This window comes from Sphingomonas kyeonggiensis (assembly GCF_014196745.1).
Taxonomy (GTDB): domain Bacteria; phylum Pseudomonadota; class Alphaproteobacteria; order Sphingomonadales; family Sphingomonadaceae; genus Sphingomonas; species Sphingomonas kyeonggiensis.
In genome coordinates this window covers 1,274,913-1,290,169 of record NZ_JACIEH010000002.1, presented here as the reverse complement: position 1 = coordinate 1,290,169, position 15,257 = coordinate 1,274,913, and the positions used below count along the sequence as shown (strand labels likewise).

Annotated in this window: 9 protein-coding genes; 3 read left to right on the top strand and 6 right to left on the bottom strand. The window is 65.4% G+C overall.

Annotated elements, in window-relative coordinates; all coding sequences use genetic code 11:
• Positions 1 to 133: 133 nt before the first annotated feature.
• Positions 134 to 3,805, bottom strand: coding sequence for a hydantoinase B/oxoprolinase family protein (locus GGR46_RS14340; protein ID WP_183998611.1), 3,672 nt, complete (start codon positions 3,803 to 3,805; stop codon positions 134 to 136).
• 119 nt (positions 3,806 to 3,924) lie between these two features.
• Between GGR46_RS14340 and GGR46_RS14335 the strand changes: the two genes are divergently transcribed.
• The 3 genes from GGR46_RS14335 (at position 3,925) to GGR46_RS14325 (ending at position 6,517) form a co-directional block, all read left to right on the top strand.
• Complete coding sequence (locus GGR46_RS14335; protein ID WP_221262740.1) at positions 3,925 to 4,410, top strand: winged helix DNA-binding protein; 486 nt, start codon at positions 3,925 to 3,927, stop codon at positions 4,408 to 4,410.
• Positions 4,411 to 4,450: 40 nt separating this feature from the next.
• Positions 4,451 to 5,455 (top strand): DUF2891 domain-containing protein, encoded by a 1,005-nt coding sequence (locus GGR46_RS14330; RefSeq protein WP_183998609.1) that lies wholly within the window; start codon positions 4,451 to 4,453, stop codon positions 5,453 to 5,455.
• 87 nt (positions 5,456 to 5,542) lie between these two features.
• On the top strand, positions 5,543 to 6,517 hold the full coding sequence (locus GGR46_RS14325; protein ID WP_183998608.1) for a LysR family transcriptional regulator: 975 nt from the start codon (positions 5,543 to 5,545) through the stop codon (positions 6,515 to 6,517).
• Between the two features lie 695 nt (positions 6,518 to 7,212).
• Here GGR46_RS14325 and GGR46_RS14320 read toward each other — a convergent pair.
• From GGR46_RS14320 to GGR46_RS14300, 5 genes are all read right to left on the bottom strand, one after another.
• A complete protein-coding gene (locus tag GGR46_RS14320) occupies positions 7,213 to 7,620 on the bottom strand; it encodes a Rap1a/Tai family immunity protein (protein WP_221262739.1) in 408 nt (135 codons plus the stop codon).
• 150 nt (positions 7,621 to 7,770) lie between these two features.
• The gene (locus tag GGR46_RS14315; protein ID WP_183998607.1) at positions 7,771 to 8,361 is read right to left on the bottom strand and encodes an FMN-binding negative transcriptional regulator; all 591 of its coding nucleotides are present in this window, start codon (positions 8,359 to 8,361) and stop codon (positions 7,771 to 7,773) included.
• A 14-nt stretch (positions 8,362 to 8,375) separates the two neighbouring features.
• Positions 8,376 to 10,118 (bottom strand): amidohydrolase, encoded by a 1,743-nt coding sequence (locus tag GGR46_RS14310; RefSeq protein WP_183998606.1) that lies wholly within the window; start codon positions 10,116 to 10,118, stop codon positions 8,376 to 8,378.
• Between the two features lie 74 nt (positions 10,119 to 10,192).
• Complete coding sequence (locus GGR46_RS14305) at positions 10,193 to 12,295, bottom strand: TonB-dependent siderophore receptor (RefSeq protein WP_183998605.1); 2,103 nt, start codon at positions 12,293 to 12,295, stop codon at positions 10,193 to 10,195.
• Positions 12,296 to 12,470: 175 nt separating this feature from the next.
• Complete coding sequence (locus tag GGR46_RS14300) at positions 12,471 to 15,182, bottom strand: helix-turn-helix transcriptional regulator (RefSeq protein WP_183998604.1); 2,712 nt, start codon at positions 15,180 to 15,182, stop codon at positions 12,471 to 12,473.
• Positions 15,183 to 15,257 lie beyond the last annotated feature (75 nt).

The window sequence follows — 15,257 nt, the reverse complement described above, 5'->3', positions numbered from 1 at the left end:
ATTTTCCGTCAAATGAGAGGCTATGCTTCAGTTAGGTTACAGGCAAATTCGAAGTGTTCATGCCTCCATGAGCCGCATCGATGATCGATGGAGTGTCCGGGTGCCTCGATAGGCACGCGGCCCGAATGGTCGATCAATCTTGCCGGTGACCCGTCCGATGCGCGCCTTCATTTGAATCGATCAACGCTGTCCCTCGGGAGTCGCGTAACCCCAGATCGGGCGAGCCGTAACCGCCGCCGCCGGGCGTTTCGATCACGAAGCAGTCGCCCGGGGCTAGCTCGACGCGAGCCGTACCAGGGAGGGTTTCGACCCTGCCTTCGGTACGCTCCACCCGCTGTGCGCCCCGCGCACCCGAGCCACCACCGGCCAGCCCGAACGGCGCGACCAAACGGCGAGACGCGACGATAGTCGCGGTCATCGGCTCAAGCATCGTGATCGCACGCGTGACGCCATCGCCGCCGCGCCACTCACCCCGCCCGCCCGACCCGTGACGAATCGCAAAGTGATCGAGGCGCACGGGATAACGCAACTCCAGGATTTCAGGATCGGTGATGCGGGTATTGGTCATATGCGTCTGGACCGCCGTGGCGCCGTCGAAGCCGGGCCCCGCCCCAGCCCCGCCGCAGATCGTCTCATAATATTGGTAGCGTTCATTGCCGAACAGGAAGTTGTTCATGGTCCCCTGCGACGCGGCCGCCGCGCCCAGTGCACCGAGCAGCGCATTGCACAGCGCCTGGCTCACTTCGGTATTGCCCGCGACTACGGCGCTGCCCGGCGGCGGCGCCAGGAAGGAGCCTTCCGGAATGACGATGCGCAGCGGCGCGAGACAGCCTTCATTGAGCGGGATCGCCTCCCCCGCGAGACAGCGAAAGGCGTAAAGCACCACGGCACGGGTCACGGAGGGGGGCGCGTTGAAATTGCCCGCGCTGGCGGGACCAGTACCGGTGAAGTCGACCACCGCCTCGCGCGCCTCCCTGTCGATCGTGACCGCCACCTTCAGCGGCGCGCCATCGTCCAGCCGATCCTCGAACACGCCATCGGACAGACCGGCGATGACGCGGCGGATATTCTCCTCCGCATTCGCCATCACATGCCCCATATAGGCGCGGACCATCGGCCAGCCGCGTGCCGCCGCCAGCGCCTGCAGCTCGGCAACGCCGTTTGCATTGGCGGCAAGCTGCGCCTTGATGTCGGCGATATTGACGTCGGGGTTGCGGGCCGGCCATTCGGCCTCGGTCAGCAGGCGCCGGAACGCAGCCTCCTGAAAGACGCCGCCATCGACCAGCAGGAAATCGTCGATCACCACGCCTTCCTCGCTAAGGCGCGCGGAGTCCGGCGGCGTAGACCCCGGCGTCGTCCCGCCGATATCGGCATGATGGCCCCGATTGGCGACGAAGAAGCGCAGCTTGCGCCCATCCTCATCGAACACCGGCGTGATCACCGTCACGTCCGGCAGATGGGTGCCACCATGGAACGGATCGTTAAGCGCGATCGCATCCCCCGGCTTCAGCCTCGCCCCTCGACGCACCAACACGGCGCGCACACTGTCGCTCATCGCGCCTAAATGCACGGGCACATGCGGCGCATTCGCCACCAGCCGCCCTTCCGCATCGAACAGGGCGCAGGAGAAATCCAGCCGCTCCTTCATGTTGACGCTGCTGGAAGTGTTGCGCAGCACCACGCCCATTTGCTCGGCGATGCCCATGAACTGCGTGTTGAACAGCTCCAGTTGCACGGGATCCGCGATAGCGGGGTCAGGCTCGGTCCGCGGCGCCGCGCCGATGTGCTCCAGCAGCAATTCGCCGCCATCGCCCACGTTCAACGCCCAACCCGGCTCGACCATCGTGGTCGCGGTCGCTTCCCGGATCAGCGCCGGTCCTGTCAGCCGGTCGCCGGGGCAAAGCATGGCTCGATCGAATACCGGCACGGCGTGCTCGGCACCGCCGGTCCAGACGGACACCCGGTCCAGCGACACGGGCCCCTCGCCCACCCGTGTCGCGCCGGCAGGCACCTCCACCGGGTCGCCGGGCAGCACTGCCTCCACCATCATGCTTTCGATCACGATGCCACGATCCGGGCTGACGAAGCCGAACCGCGCGCGATGCGCGCCCTCGAAGGCATCCCGCATCGCTGCCACCTCACCGAGCGGCACCGGCAGCGCGGTATCGGTACCGGCATAGCGCAGATGCACCATCGCGGTGCGCCGAACGGCCGCATCGCCGCCCAGATCCGCCGCGGCATCCGCCCCCAGCGCGTCGGCGAGGCCGGGGAGATCCGCGATTGCTTGCGGGGTGAAGGCCTGCTCGACCGAGCGCTGGCGCAGAGATGCGCGATCGGCCAGCCCCATACCATAGGCCGACAGCACCCCCGCGAGCGGATGGATCAGCACGCGCGTCATTCCCAGCAGTTCCGCCACCCGGCAGGCATGCTGCCCGCCTGCGCCACCAAAGCATTGCAGTACGAAGCTGGTCACGTCCTCGCCGTGCTCCAACGCGACTCGCTTGATCGCCGCCGCCATGTTGGCGACGGCGATCGACAGGAACCCTTCCGCCACTGCCCGCGGATCCTGGGGTGATTTTGTCGCTGCCGCGATCCTGTCCGCGAGTTCGGCGAAACGCTGCTCCACGATCGCCCGGTCCAGGGCCTGATCACCGCCGGAGCCGAACACCGCGGGAAAATGCTCTGGACGGACCTTGCCGACCAGCACATTGGCATCGGTCACGGTCAATGGGCCGCCGCGCCGGTAACAGGCCGGCCCCGGATTGGCCCCGGCGCTGCCCGGACCCACCCGGTATCGGGCGCCGTCAAAATGCAAGATCGACCCGCCGCCGGCCGCCACTGTCTCGATCGCCATCATCGGCACGCGCATCTCGACGCCCGCCACCTCGGCATCGAATACCCGCTCGAAGGCGCTGGCATAGAGCGCGACGTCGGTCGAGGTGCCACCCATGTCGAAGCCGATCACCCGATCGAACCCGACGCGTTCGGCCGTGCGCGCCGCCGCAACCACGCCGCCTGCCGGCCCCGAGAGGATCGCGTCCTTGCCTTGGAAATGCGCTGCGTCGGCGAGCCCGCCGTTCGATTGCATGAAGTGCAGCGGCGTATCGCCCAGCGCTCCGGCGACGCGATCGACGTAACGCCGCAGCACGGGCGACAGATAGGCATCGACGACGCTGGTCCGCCCGCGCGCGACCAGCCCGATCAGCGGACTGACGACATGGCTGGCGGAGACTTGCGGGAAGCCAGCGGCGCGCGCCAGTGCCGCCACCCGGTCTTCGGTGGAAGGGTGCGCCCAGGCATGCGTGAGCGCGATGGCCACCGCTTCGAACCCTTCCTCGCGCGCGGCCTGCAAGGCGGCCAACACGGCGCCCTCATCGAGAAGCGCTACAAGGCCGCCAGCGCGATCGATACGCCCGCCGATCTCGAGAACCTGCTCGTGCAAGGGCAGTGCCGGCCGGATCGCCAGATCGAACAGCGCTGGGCGCGCCTGATTGCCGATCGCCAGCAGGTCGGCAAAGCCGCGATCGACGACCAGCAGCGTGCGCGCACCCTTTCGTTCCAGCAGCGCATTGGTGGCGACCGTAGTACCCATCTTCACTTCGGCGATCGCGTCCGCCGGCCATGGATCGTCGTCTCCCAGCCCCAGGATCTGGCGAATGCCAGCGATCGCGGCATCGGCATACCGCTCGGGATTCTCGCTCAGCAATTTGGCAGTCGACAGCGCGCCATCAGGTGCCCGCGCGACGATGTCGGTGAAGGTACCGCCGCGATCGATCCAGAAGCGCCATCCACCCACGCAGCACATCCTCACTGATAATTTATCGATGAATCATCTTCTAAATGTTGACACTTCGCTTGTATAGCTCAACCTTCCAGCAGTGAGGAGAAGACGAGATGGCAGGGCAGCGAACTGGGAATGCAATCGTGTCGTCGGCCCATCTTGCCGACGGCGCGGCACCGGCGCTGTCAGAGCTGGAGTTCAGCCTGACGCTCGCCGCCACCGCCTATCATCGCTGGATCGCCCGGTGCGCCGCCGCCACTGGCATCGCGCTGGCGCCCTTGGAAGTGCTGATCCTGCATACCGTCCGCCACCGCGATCGTCCCAAGCGGCTCGCGGACATCGCATTGGTCCTCGATGTGGAAGACACGCATCTCATAACCTATGCCGTGCGCAAGCTGGAAAAGGCCGGGCTGGTGGCGACACGCCGGTCCGGCAAGGAGAAGCTGATCGGCGCGACCGACGCAGGGATCGATTTCTGCGCCGCGTATCGCGCGATCCGCGAAGCCGTGCTCACCGAGCCGATCGCTGCGGACGGACCTGAGGCAACCGCACTGGCGCAGGCGGCGGCGCTGCTCCGCCGCCTGTCAGGCCAATACAACCAGGCGGCCCGCGCCGCCGCGACGCTCTAAGCGCGCCGGCAATGCTGGTCTTTGCCTTTACAGGAAATCCATGATGACCCCGGAGCTCGCCGCCCGCTTCGGGCGCATCGCGCTGGGCCATGTCACGCGCGAATATCCCCACAAGCCCGATCATGTGCTGGAGGCGGATGGCGACGCCTATAGCCCACGCACGATGCATCCGATCTTCTATGGCAGCTTCGACTGGCACAGCTGCGTTCATGGCTTTTGGCTGCTCGCACGGATTCGGCGGCTGTTCCCGCAGCTCGCCGAGACGGCGGCGATCGATGCATTGTTTGCCCAGAGCTTTACCTCCGAAAATGTGGAGGTGGAGCGGGCCTATATCGATCGCCCGAGCGCGCGCGGCTTCGAGCGCCCTTATGGCTGGGCCTGGGCCTTGATGCTGGCCAGCGAGCTGAGCGTCGGTGGTAGCAACACCCATGCCGCGACGCTACAGCCGCTGGCGGATGCCTTTGTCGAGCGCTTCCGCGATTTCCTGCCAAAGCTCCTTTATCCGGTCCGCGCGGGCTTCCACGCAAACACCGCGTTCGCGCTGGTGCTGGCCGATCGCTACGCCCGCGTCGCCGGCGACGAAGCGTTTCGCACACTGCTCCGGACGCGTGCCTGCGACTGGTTTGCGCGCGACTGCGCAGCCCAGGCCTGGGAACCCGGCGGCGAAGATTTCCTGTCCCCTACGCTCATGGAAGCACTCGCGATGCAGGTCCTGCTGCCGCCTGAGGATTTCGCCCCTTGGTTCGCTGCCTTCCTGCCCGATCTCACCGCCCGCCAGCCCGCCGCACTTTTCATCCCCGCGCAGGTCAGCGATCGTTCCGACGGGAAGCTCGCACATCTCGACGGCCTGAACCTCAGCCGCGCCTGGGCAATGCGTAGCCTCTCGCCCCATGTACCGAGCCGTGGTGGAAAGACGCTGGAAACAAGTGCTGGCGAGCATCTTGCGGCCGCAATCAACGAAGTCTCCGGTGACTATATGGGGGAACATTGGCTGGCCACCTTTGCACTGCTCGCGCTTACGGGGACGGATGGAGCCGCCGGGTGAGCGGGCGTCAGCCGCGGGCAAAGTTCTGTATCTGGAAGATTGTCGAGAGGTAGCAGAGCTGGTAGGTTTATCAGGGGTATGCACGGAATGGACGCCAAGCAATCTGAAGTAAAACCCGGTACGGCTCCCTTCCCCAGCGCTGCGCCTCTACGCAAACTCAATTTGAACCTGCTCTACCCTCTGGATGCGATCCTGCGCGCGCGGAACTTGACCGAAGCGGGTCGGGAAGTGCGACTAAGCCAGTCGGCAATGAGCCACGCACTGCGCCGCCTTCGAGAGCATTTCGGTGATGATCTGGTCATTCATGTGGGCGGAGAGCAGCAACTCACGCCCCTTGGCCTGGCGTTGCGCCCCGAAGTGCAGCGCGTGATGCGTGAGGTGGACGGCGCCCTCAACTTCTCGCTTGCCTTCGATCCAATGACTTCCAGCGGCACCCTCACTGTTGCCGCATCCGAGGCAGTAGAGCAGATGCTGCTCGGGCCCGTCCTTGGCAATCTTTCCACAGCTGCCCCCGGTTTGAACATCAGCATTTGTCCGCTCGATGTTGCGCGACCTGAGCGCGCACTGGATGACGGGGCCGATTTGCTGTTGCTCCCCGGCGAACGAACTCTCGAGCGCCTTGAGTCATTGCCGATCCTGAACGACCAGGCCTCGTGCATGATCTGGGCCAAGCATCCAATGCTCCAGGATTGCGATGACCTGACCGAAGCGCAGTATCGTGCCGCGCGGCACATCGTCGCACGCGGCGAGCTGACGGAAAGCTTCCCGCTTGACGCAGCTGGCGCCGAAATGCTGCGTGCCCGCCATATCTGCATCCGCGCGAGTTCGCAGGCGACACTGCCCGCTATCATAATAGGCAGCGATCTGGTGGCGACCGGCAGCATGTGGCTGTTCCAACATTATGCATCGATGATGCCTCTGAAGGTTGTCACGGCGCCCTTTGCCAGACGTCCGAACCAGATTGTGGCGCAATGGCCAAGACATCGTCGAGACCCCATGCTCGCTTGGTTCGTCGACCAGATCCGGGAGAGGCGCCAGCAATATCCCGGCGCACTTCAATGAATTACTCGCCCCATCAAGCACCACTGGTCTTTTCGAGGTGTCCAAATGTGAGGTCACCCGACAGCAGCATCGATTGCTGCAATCACTTGAGTCCTGCACAAGTGGCGACCTGATGTACGCAAACAGAATCTCAAAGGATACCATGCCTGGCATCGTCACCGGAGTGCCCCGAGTGCCTACCGCGCACTAAAGCCTACCGCTCGCCGTCGTCGCACTGACGGCTTACGCCGATCTGGACGGGGGCTGTTCGCTGCGCTTCCGCTCGCGCCCGACCTGTCGATGTTAGGCTATCCCTTGGTTGGGTGGGCGGGCGGGAGCAGCGGTATAATACCGGCCACTGGTACGGCCTGCCGTTCGCGCGCATCGGCTGTGAGGCGCTCGCGCATGTCCCGCAGGTCACCGCGATCAGAATGGCTCGATTGTACTCGTGCGCTAGGCAAAGGCAATACCGCCGCACCGACTCCAGACTCCGTCGAACCGCGTCACATGCTCGACTCCTGCAGCCTCAAGCGTCCGTGGTCCCGAAGACGGGCGCGGCACCGTTGGATATTGCCGTCGAGGACGACCGGAAGGGCTCGGAATATGAATCACTCGACGCGTGCCCCGAAAGCCAATTCCCACGTCTTGTTATCCCAGCGGCACGATATCATCAGTCGAACGCACCACAGCTTTTCTCCTAGTCGGCTCGAAAACGCTCATCTCTGACCAGCACAAGGGAAGCTTTTGGCGAGCCCCTTGATCACTAAGGTCGATGCTCTCCCCTTGAGCAGCTCTGGCGGGGCACTGCGAAGATAGGTGTAGACCCGATCGGCGAGTTCATGGGGAAGGATCGATCCCGCTCCGCACCAGGCCGTCGCGCTGGTAGCATCCGCCACTCCGGCTATATAGGCGCTCGCCTTGATGGCCAATTTGATGCGATCCGCCTCGCCTCCCAATTCGCCCGTATCGGACTTTCCTTCGAGCGCTTCGATCAGTTCAGCACCGCTGACACTCCAGGTGCGCGGATCGCCATTGTTACCAGACTTTGCCGACGAAACGTCGACATGCACGGCTGTCGACATCAGCACCAGGAGCAGCGCTTGATAGGAAAACGATGCCTTCATCTTCCACTCCGATGATCAGGGCTGCCCGAGAACGCCCGCCAGGCACCGCCGAGGCGTGACTTCTGGTTTCAGCTTCCATCGAGATCTTCACTGTCTGAGCCCTGCTGATTTCCTCTATAGGCGAGCGCCGACATTGCATTAACCTCGTCGTCAATCACGCTGTTCGCGCATCGCCCTCGAAAGAGGCGTATCTCCAAGTGCGGCAAGGACCTCTTGGAAGGATGTCATGCTCTCATCCTGTCCGAGCTTGAAGCGCGCGCTCGATCGCACCACCTTGGCCCGGAAGGCAACGACGTGTGCGACGAGGTCTGCATAACGCGGGCCCATCCGTTCGACCGTCCATCCTCCCTCTTCGGTTCCCTCCAATAGGGTGGCAAGCGTGCGGATCACACGATCCTCGTTGCCAGGCTCCAACATGATATCGACTTCGAACTGCGCCAGGCGATAGTTCCAAGTCGGTCCCCAATCAGTCTTCGAAACCATCGAAGGCGAGATATAGGCATGCGGGCCGAAGAAGCTGACATGGGCGCGCGGCGTCGTAACCACGCGTGCAACATGCGGATTGGCCTTTGCGAAATGCCCGACCAGCATGCGAACCTCCCCCGCTTCGTCCAGCTCCGCGAACAGCGGCAAAGGGGTCGAGATGAAGCCTCCGCAGTCATGCGTCGTAACGAGGCCCAGCACTTCTTGCCGCACCATCCTCGCGACGTCTCCGCTACGGCGCGGCGCAAAACGGCTCATCGTCGCACCAGATCCTAGCGCCCTAGCCCGTCAAGGCTGCCATGGACTGTCCGCCCCCGGAACATGGTCAGCACCACCCGGGTTGCGTGGATGCGCCTGGCGGGCACTTTGAACAGGTCCTGATCGAGCACGATCAGGTCAGCACTCTTGCCCGGCAGGATGGAGCCAGTCTCCTTCTCGAGGTGGTTCACATAGGCCACGTTGAGCGTATAGGCCTTGAGTGCCTGGGCGAGCGTGACGGCCTCGTTTGGCTCAAGCGGCAGCCTGTCGCCTTCGGGCCCAACGCGGGTGAGCGCGACTTCGATCCCCTCGAACGGGTTGGCGGAGGCGACCGACCAGTCGGCGCCATAGGCCAGCCGACCGCCGGCGCGCAGCACGCTCCCCGCCGGATAGATATAGGTCGAGCGGAGCGGGCCGATCTGCTCCTTGGTGAGGTCCATATAGGCTTCGTTGCAGGCCCAGAGCGGCTGGAACACTGCCGTGACGTTGAGCTTGCCGAAGCGCGGCTGGTCGGCCGGATCGATGACGTTCATGTGCGACATCATCGGGCGAGTATCGGTCATGCCGTCCTTGCCGCGGGTGCGCTCGACGGCGTCCAGCGCCTCGCGCACGGCAGCGTCGCCGATCGTGTGGAAATGCGACTGCATGCCCCTGGCATCGAGCGCCGCCACGGCTTCGGACAGGGTGTCGAGGCCAATCTGGGGGGCGCCCCTCTCGCTGGTGCCCTCATAGGGCTTGAGCATCGCGGCGGTGCGCTGCGGGATCACGCCGTCGATGAAGAACTTCACGCCGTTGGCGGCGAGCCCGATCTGCTTCGCGCGGGCGGAGAGCTTGAGGATGTCGCCCATCTGCTCGATGCCGCGCTCATTGTTCCAGCGCAGGTCCATCGCGGTGTGCATGGTGAGCTCGCCACGGGCCTTCACGGCCTCGTACGCGTCGATCGCACGGCTGGTGCCGCCCTTGTCCCACTCGACCGCGGCATCGTGCCACGAAGTGATGCCCATCGAGTTGAAGAACCTGACCGTGTAGCGGATTGCGCCCTGCAGATCTGCGTCGGTGGGTGCGGGCACGAGCTTGTCGACCAGCGCCATCGCCGATTCCTCGAGCCCGCCAACCGGCTCGCCGGTCTTCGGATCGCGGTCGATCGTCCCGTTCTTGGGGTCGGGCGTATCCTTGGTGATGCCGGCCAGCTCCAGCGCCTTGGAGTTGACCCAGAGCGTGTGCCCGTCGGACTCGAAGATCAGCGGGCGATCCTTCGAGATCTCGTCGAGCAGCTGCTTGTTGGGGATGCCGTTGGGCGGGAACAGGGTCTGGTTGAAGCCCGAGCCGAAGATCGTGCCGGTGCCCGAGTTCTTCTTCACGCACTCGGCGATGATCCAGCGATAATCGTCGAGCGTCTTGCCGGCGTGGAGCGAGCAGCGGGCATGGCTCATCCCGCCGAAGATCGGGTGGGCATGCGCATCGCCAAAGGCGGGCATCAGGAAGCGGCCGTGGAGATCGACGACCTGGGTCTTCGCGCCCTTGCGCTTCGCGATCTCGGCGACGCTGCCGACGGCGAGGATGCGGCCATCCTTGATCGCCACGGCCTGCGCCCAGGGCTTGCCCTCCTCCACCGTATAGACCCGGCCATTGGTGAGGATCAGGTCCGCCGCCTCGGGTGCCGGCAGCGCCGGCGCGCTGTTGGCAGTGGCGGCAAGGAGCAACCCGGCGGTCGCGGAGCGGAGGAACAGGGAATGACGAGCGAACCGAGGGGCCATGAGGGGCAATTCCTGTGCAAGCTTGAACAATAAGGGGGCCGGAGGGTCTTCCCTTCCGGCCCCATGAGGCAAGGTTAGAAGCGGCGGCGCAGCGTGGCGAGCACGGTGCGATCCTTGCCGAGATAGCAATAGCCCTCGGCCACCGCGGCGCTGTAGGTGCAATTGGTGTAGACGCGCTCGTTGAAGATGTTCGCGCCGTTCACCGACAGCGACCATTTGCCGTAGCTCAGCTCAGCCATCGCATCGGCCAAGGTGACCGGCGCGATGCGGTAGAGCTGGTCGAAGCTGACCTTGTCGCTCTGGTAGCGCACGCCCGCGCCGAGCTTGAGGCCGAGCTCGCCGCCCAGGTCGAACCGCTTCGAGGCCCAGACCGAGGCCTGGTGCTCGGGCAGGTTCTCACGCCGGTCGCCGCGCTGGCGGCCATCAACCTTGAGATATTGCGCGCGCGTGTAGCTGTACGCCGCGGTCAGGTCCAAGTCGCCGGGCAGCTTCACATTGGCTTCCGCCTCGATCCCGCGCGAGCCGGTGGAGCCGCCCTGGATGAAGTTCTGCAGCTCGTTCGGATCGGCGATCAGGACATTCTGTTCCTTGATGTCATAGGCCGCGATCGTGAACAGCATGCGCTTCGAGGGCTGGAACTTGATGCCCGCCTCGTACTGCCGGCCGGTGCGCGGCACATAGGCGACGCCGAAGAAGTTCGAGCCGAACACCGGCAGGAACGATTCCGAATAGTTGAAATAGGGCGACACGCCCTTCACGACGTCGGCGATGATGCCGGCGCGGAAGGTCCAGGCCTTGTTGGCCGCCAGCTCAGTGCCGTTGACGTTCGACTTCACATTGTCGTGCCGCGCGCCGAACACCAGCGAGACGCGATCCCAGGCACGAATCTGGTCCTGGACATAGAAGCCGGTCTGCGAGTTCTTGGTGTCGGTCGTCCAGCCCACGCCGTACGCGAACGGCACCCCGTACACCGGATTGTAGAGGTTGAGCCCCGGCGCCTGACCGAAGCCTTCCTGCTTGTCCTCGCGGAACTCGGTATAGTCGAAGCCCGCCAGGATCTGATGCTCCAGCGGCCCGGTGGCGAAGCTCAGCACCAGGTTGTTGTCGCTGTTGAGCCCGGTGTACTTGGCGCGGTTCAGATACCAGGCGCGGTTGGCGATGGTGCGGCCGGCATCGGCATAGGCGCCGCCGAAGCCGGTATAGCCGAACACCTCCTGATAGTCGGTATCCTGCTCGAACGCGCGGTTGCGGCTGCTGAAGGTCAGGTTGTCGCCGAAGCGATGCGTCACCAGCAGCGAAAGCGCATAATGGCTGGCCAGCGTGTGGTTGAAGCCCGGCTCGCCCAGGTAGAAATCGTCCGAGATCTTGGTCGCGCCGCTGCCGTCGACCGTCTTGCTGGTCGGCAGATAGGTCTGGCTGCCGAGATGGTCGCGCTGGTACAGGCCGATGAAGGTGACTTCGGTGTCCGGGCCCGGCTTGAGCGTGACTGCCGGCATCACCACGATGCGATCGTTCTTCTGGCCCTTCTGCTGCAGGTCCGCATCGCGGACGAGGCCGACGAGGCGCGCCGAGACGCCGTCGACGATCGGGCCGGTCACATCGAGCTGGAACTGCTTGTAGTCGTCGGTGCCGTAGGTGACGCCGACTTCGCCGCCGAAGCTTTTGCGCGGGCGTTTGCTGATCGAATTGAGGATGCCGCCGGCGCCGCCGCCGCCGTACAGCGTCGAGGACGGGCCGCGCAGCAGCTCGGCGCGCTCGACGGTGAAGATCTCGAGACGGCCGCCATAGATAAAGCCAGGCATGCGGTTGAGACCGTCGAGATACTGCTCGGCGCCGGTGCCGCGCACCGCGAGGAAGTCACCGCGCGTATCGACGCCGTTCAGCTCGCTCGAGGCGCCCGCGCTGTAGCGGATGACGTCCTGGAGATTGACCGCCGCGCGATCGTGGAACTCCTCGGCAGTGATGACGCTCACCGACTGCGGGATCTCCGTGACCGGCGTATCCGTCTTGGTGCCCGAAAGCGCGCGCTCGCCGGTGACGACGATCGTTTCGTCTTCCTTCGGCGCCGCATCGCTGTCCTGCGCCATCGCCGCGCCGGACCAGCCGATCACCGCGCATGCCGAGAGCAGCGCGAGCCGCGTCTGCTTTACCAGTTTCCCTGAAAGTTCGTGTGTCATGGCCGCCCACCCTTTGCTCTTTGCGCCGGCCTCGTGGATGTCGCCTCCCGTGACGACAGCCGGCTTGTTTGCAGGGACATTGAACAGCCAGCGTCGCAAAACCGTCACGCGGTTTTCAGGGTAATTCCGGGCACAAGACGGGTAAGGCTTTACCCTGTCTGGAGGAACGGCCCGATCAGAACGCGCCCGAGCCCACATCGCCCCCGTCGATCAGCCCGCGCTCGTGCGACACCCGAACCGCATCACGCCGCTTGTTGACCCCGATCTTCCGGAACACCGCCTTGAGCCGATATTTCACCGTATCGGGCGACATGCCGATCAGCCGGGCAATCTCCTTGTTGGAGTAGCCCTGGCTGAGATGGCGCAGGATCGCCGCTTCGGCATCGTTGAGCGCGTCGGGGGCCGGCGCGGGCGCGCGGGCGCTGCCCATCGTCTTGGACAGGGTCTTGAGGAACTGGGCGCGGAACCGGTCGGGCGTGGCCGCGAGCGCTTCCTCCAGCGCCCGCTGGACGAAGGCGCGCGCATTGAGGAACGGGCGCACGATGCCCTGGAACATCGCGGTGCCTACGGCCTCGTCGAAACAGGCCTGCGCCTTCCCCGCTTCGCCGATGGCGCGATAGCCCTCGGCCTTGAGCAGGTTGAGATCGATCAGCAGCCGGCCGGCACCATGCTGGCGAGCCCAGCGGCCCATCACGACCAGCTCGTCGAGCGCGCTGTGGTGGGCGCCGGCGAACAGCTGGAGGCGGACCCGGCAGAGCGCGGCGGCGACGGCCACCGGGCGATAGATCGGCGATTCCTCGGCCATCGCATCGGCCTGGGCATCGAGGCCGATCGTGGCGGCGAAGGCGCGGGCTTCGCCGAGCGAGGCCGGGTCGCGCAGTAGCAGTTCGAGCTCGCACAGCTCGGCGAGCAATTCCAACTGGCGCAGGCGACGGCGCTGGGCGACGCCGCGAGCACGGGCGAGCAGCGCACGGGCGACATCGAGCGAACCCTCATCGGCCGCGCTGTGCGCCGCAGTGAAATAGGCGGCGGCATAGACGTCCACCCAGCCGTCCGACTGCTCCATGTGCGGCAGCGCCCATTCGAGCAGCGCATTGGCCTCGCCGGCGCGGTCCTGCTCGTAGAGCAGCTCCGCTTCGAACGCGGCGCAATTGGCGGCGAGATCGGAGCGCGCGCCGAAATCCGCCTCGATCTCGCCGCGCGCCACCGCGAGCACCGTCACCGCATCCTTCAGCCGCCCCTGCGCTTCGCGGATGCGCGCTTCGTGGAAGCGGGTGAACAGCTCGCTATAGGGCGAGCCCATCGCCTGGTAATGCGCGCGGGCCGCCAGCGTCGGCTCCATCGCGCGCTCCAGCCAGCCGCCCTCATAATATTTGGACGCCAGCGATTCGCTGACATTGGCAAGGATCAGGTGATCGTCGGCCGGCAGAGTGCGCAGCAGCGCCTCGCGGGCGAGCAGGTCTTCCAGCACCATCGGCTGGTTCTCATATTCGGCCAGGATATCGCCGACGACGCGGATCTCGGTCCACAGATCGGGCGAAGTGTCCTCCTGCTCCGATCGCGCGACCTGGCGATCATAGGCGAGGCGCGCCGCGTCCATCCGGCCGCATTTCATGTCGAGATAGAGCCTGGCCAGCACCAGCGCCGGGCTGGCATCGATCTCGGCGGCACTCAGCCGGGCAAGGCCGCGCTCGACCAGGTTGAGCTGTCCCTGCGGGATCAGCCGCCAGCCGCCGGCATCCTCCAGCACCCCGGCGAGCAGCGCGCTGTCCTCCGCTTCGATCGCGTGGCTGATCGCGTCCGCGGTCTCGCCGCGCGCATCGAACCACAGCGCCAGCCGCTGATGGAGCATGCGATATTGGCCGATGTCGCGCCGTGCGAGGCGCTGGCGGAGATATTCGGCGAAGAGCTGGTGATAGCGCCAGGCATCGCGAGCTGGCGACAGCGGGGAAAGCAGCACGCCCTGCTGCTCCAGCCGCTCGAGCAGCAGCCCGCCATCCTGGCGATCGCAGATCAGGTTGAGCGCCTCACCGGTCACCTGGCCGAGCAGCGACGTGCGCAACACCACTTCCTGCACATCCTCGGGCAGCGACATCAGTACCTGTTCGGAGAGATAGCCGGCCAGTTCCGAGCCGGAGCCCCCTGCCCCGCCAACAAAGCTGCTCCGGTCGATGCCGCGCTTGAGCGAGAACAGGGTGAGCTGGAGCGCGATCGGCCAGCCTTCGGTGCGCTCGATCAGGCTGCGGACATCGTCGTCGCCCAGCGGCATGCCCTCGGCGCGGGCGAGCATCTCCTCCGCCTCGGGGCTGGAGAATTTCAGGTCCTCGGCGGAGAGTTCGAGCAGTTGCCCCTCGGCGGCGAGCATCGCCTGGCCGAGCCGAGGATAATCGCGCGAGGCGATGATGAAGTGGCAGTTGCGCGGCGCCAGCCGGATCAGCGACTGGAGGAAATCGAGCACTTCGACACTTTCCGCGCAGTGGAGATCGTCGAGGATCAGCACCGCCTGGCGCGGATCGCGGGCCAGCCGATTGATGATCGCCGACAGCGCCGCACGCGCGGGCATGCCGGAGGAAGCGGGCTCGCCTTCCTCCTCGCCTTCGCCGCTGATCGCATAGCTGATGTACTGCGCCAAGCGCTTGGCATCGGCATCGTCGCGCTCGAGCGTGAGCCAGGCGACGAGCCGGTCGCCACCTTCGAAACGGCGGCGCCACTGGGCGAGCAGGCTGGTCTTGCCATAACCCGCCGGCGCATGGATGAGCGTGAGCCGCCGCCCGAGCGCGCCGTCGAGCCGGTCAAGCAGCGCATCGCGGCGGATCTGGTCGCCCATCCACAATGGCGGCGCGACCTTGGTCGGAATCAGTTCGTCTATCGCGGCTACTCCACCCATGCCGATTCGCTAGACCGAAGACGGTACAAGAAGATGGCAGGCGCGGGAGCGACTTACCCGTCCGGGCGCCCCGAT

Coding starts and splice junctions, on each gene's coding strand:
- GGR46_RS14315 (WP_183998607.1), bottom strand. CDS start 8,361: ATGAGCCGTTTTGCGCCGCGCCGTAGCGGAGACGTCGCGAGGATGGTG.
- GGR46_RS14325 (WP_183998608.1), top strand. CDS start 5,543: ATGGACGCCAAGCAATCTGAAGTAAAACCCGGTACGGCTCCCTTCCCC.
- GGR46_RS14310 (WP_183998606.1), bottom strand. CDS start 10,118: ATGGCCCCTCGGTTCGCTCGTCATTCCCTGTTCCTCCGCTCCGCGACC.
- GGR46_RS14320 (WP_221262739.1), bottom strand. CDS start 7,620: ATGAAGGCATCGTTTTCCTATCAAGCGCTGCTCCTGGTGCTGATGTCG.
- GGR46_RS14330 (WP_183998609.1), top strand. CDS start 4,451: ATGATGACCCCGGAGCTCGCCGCCCGCTTCGGGCGCATCGCGCTGGGC.
- GGR46_RS14305 (WP_183998605.1), bottom strand. CDS start 12,295: ATGACACACGAACTTTCAGGGAAACTGGTAAAGCAGACGCGGCTCGCG.
- GGR46_RS14300 (WP_183998604.1), bottom strand. CDS start 15,182: ATGGGTGGAGTAGCCGCGATAGACGAACTGATTCCGACCAAGGTCGCG.
- GGR46_RS14340 (WP_183998611.1), bottom strand. CDS start 3,805: ATGTGCTGCGTGGGTGGATGGCGCTTCTGGATCGATCGCGGCGGTACC.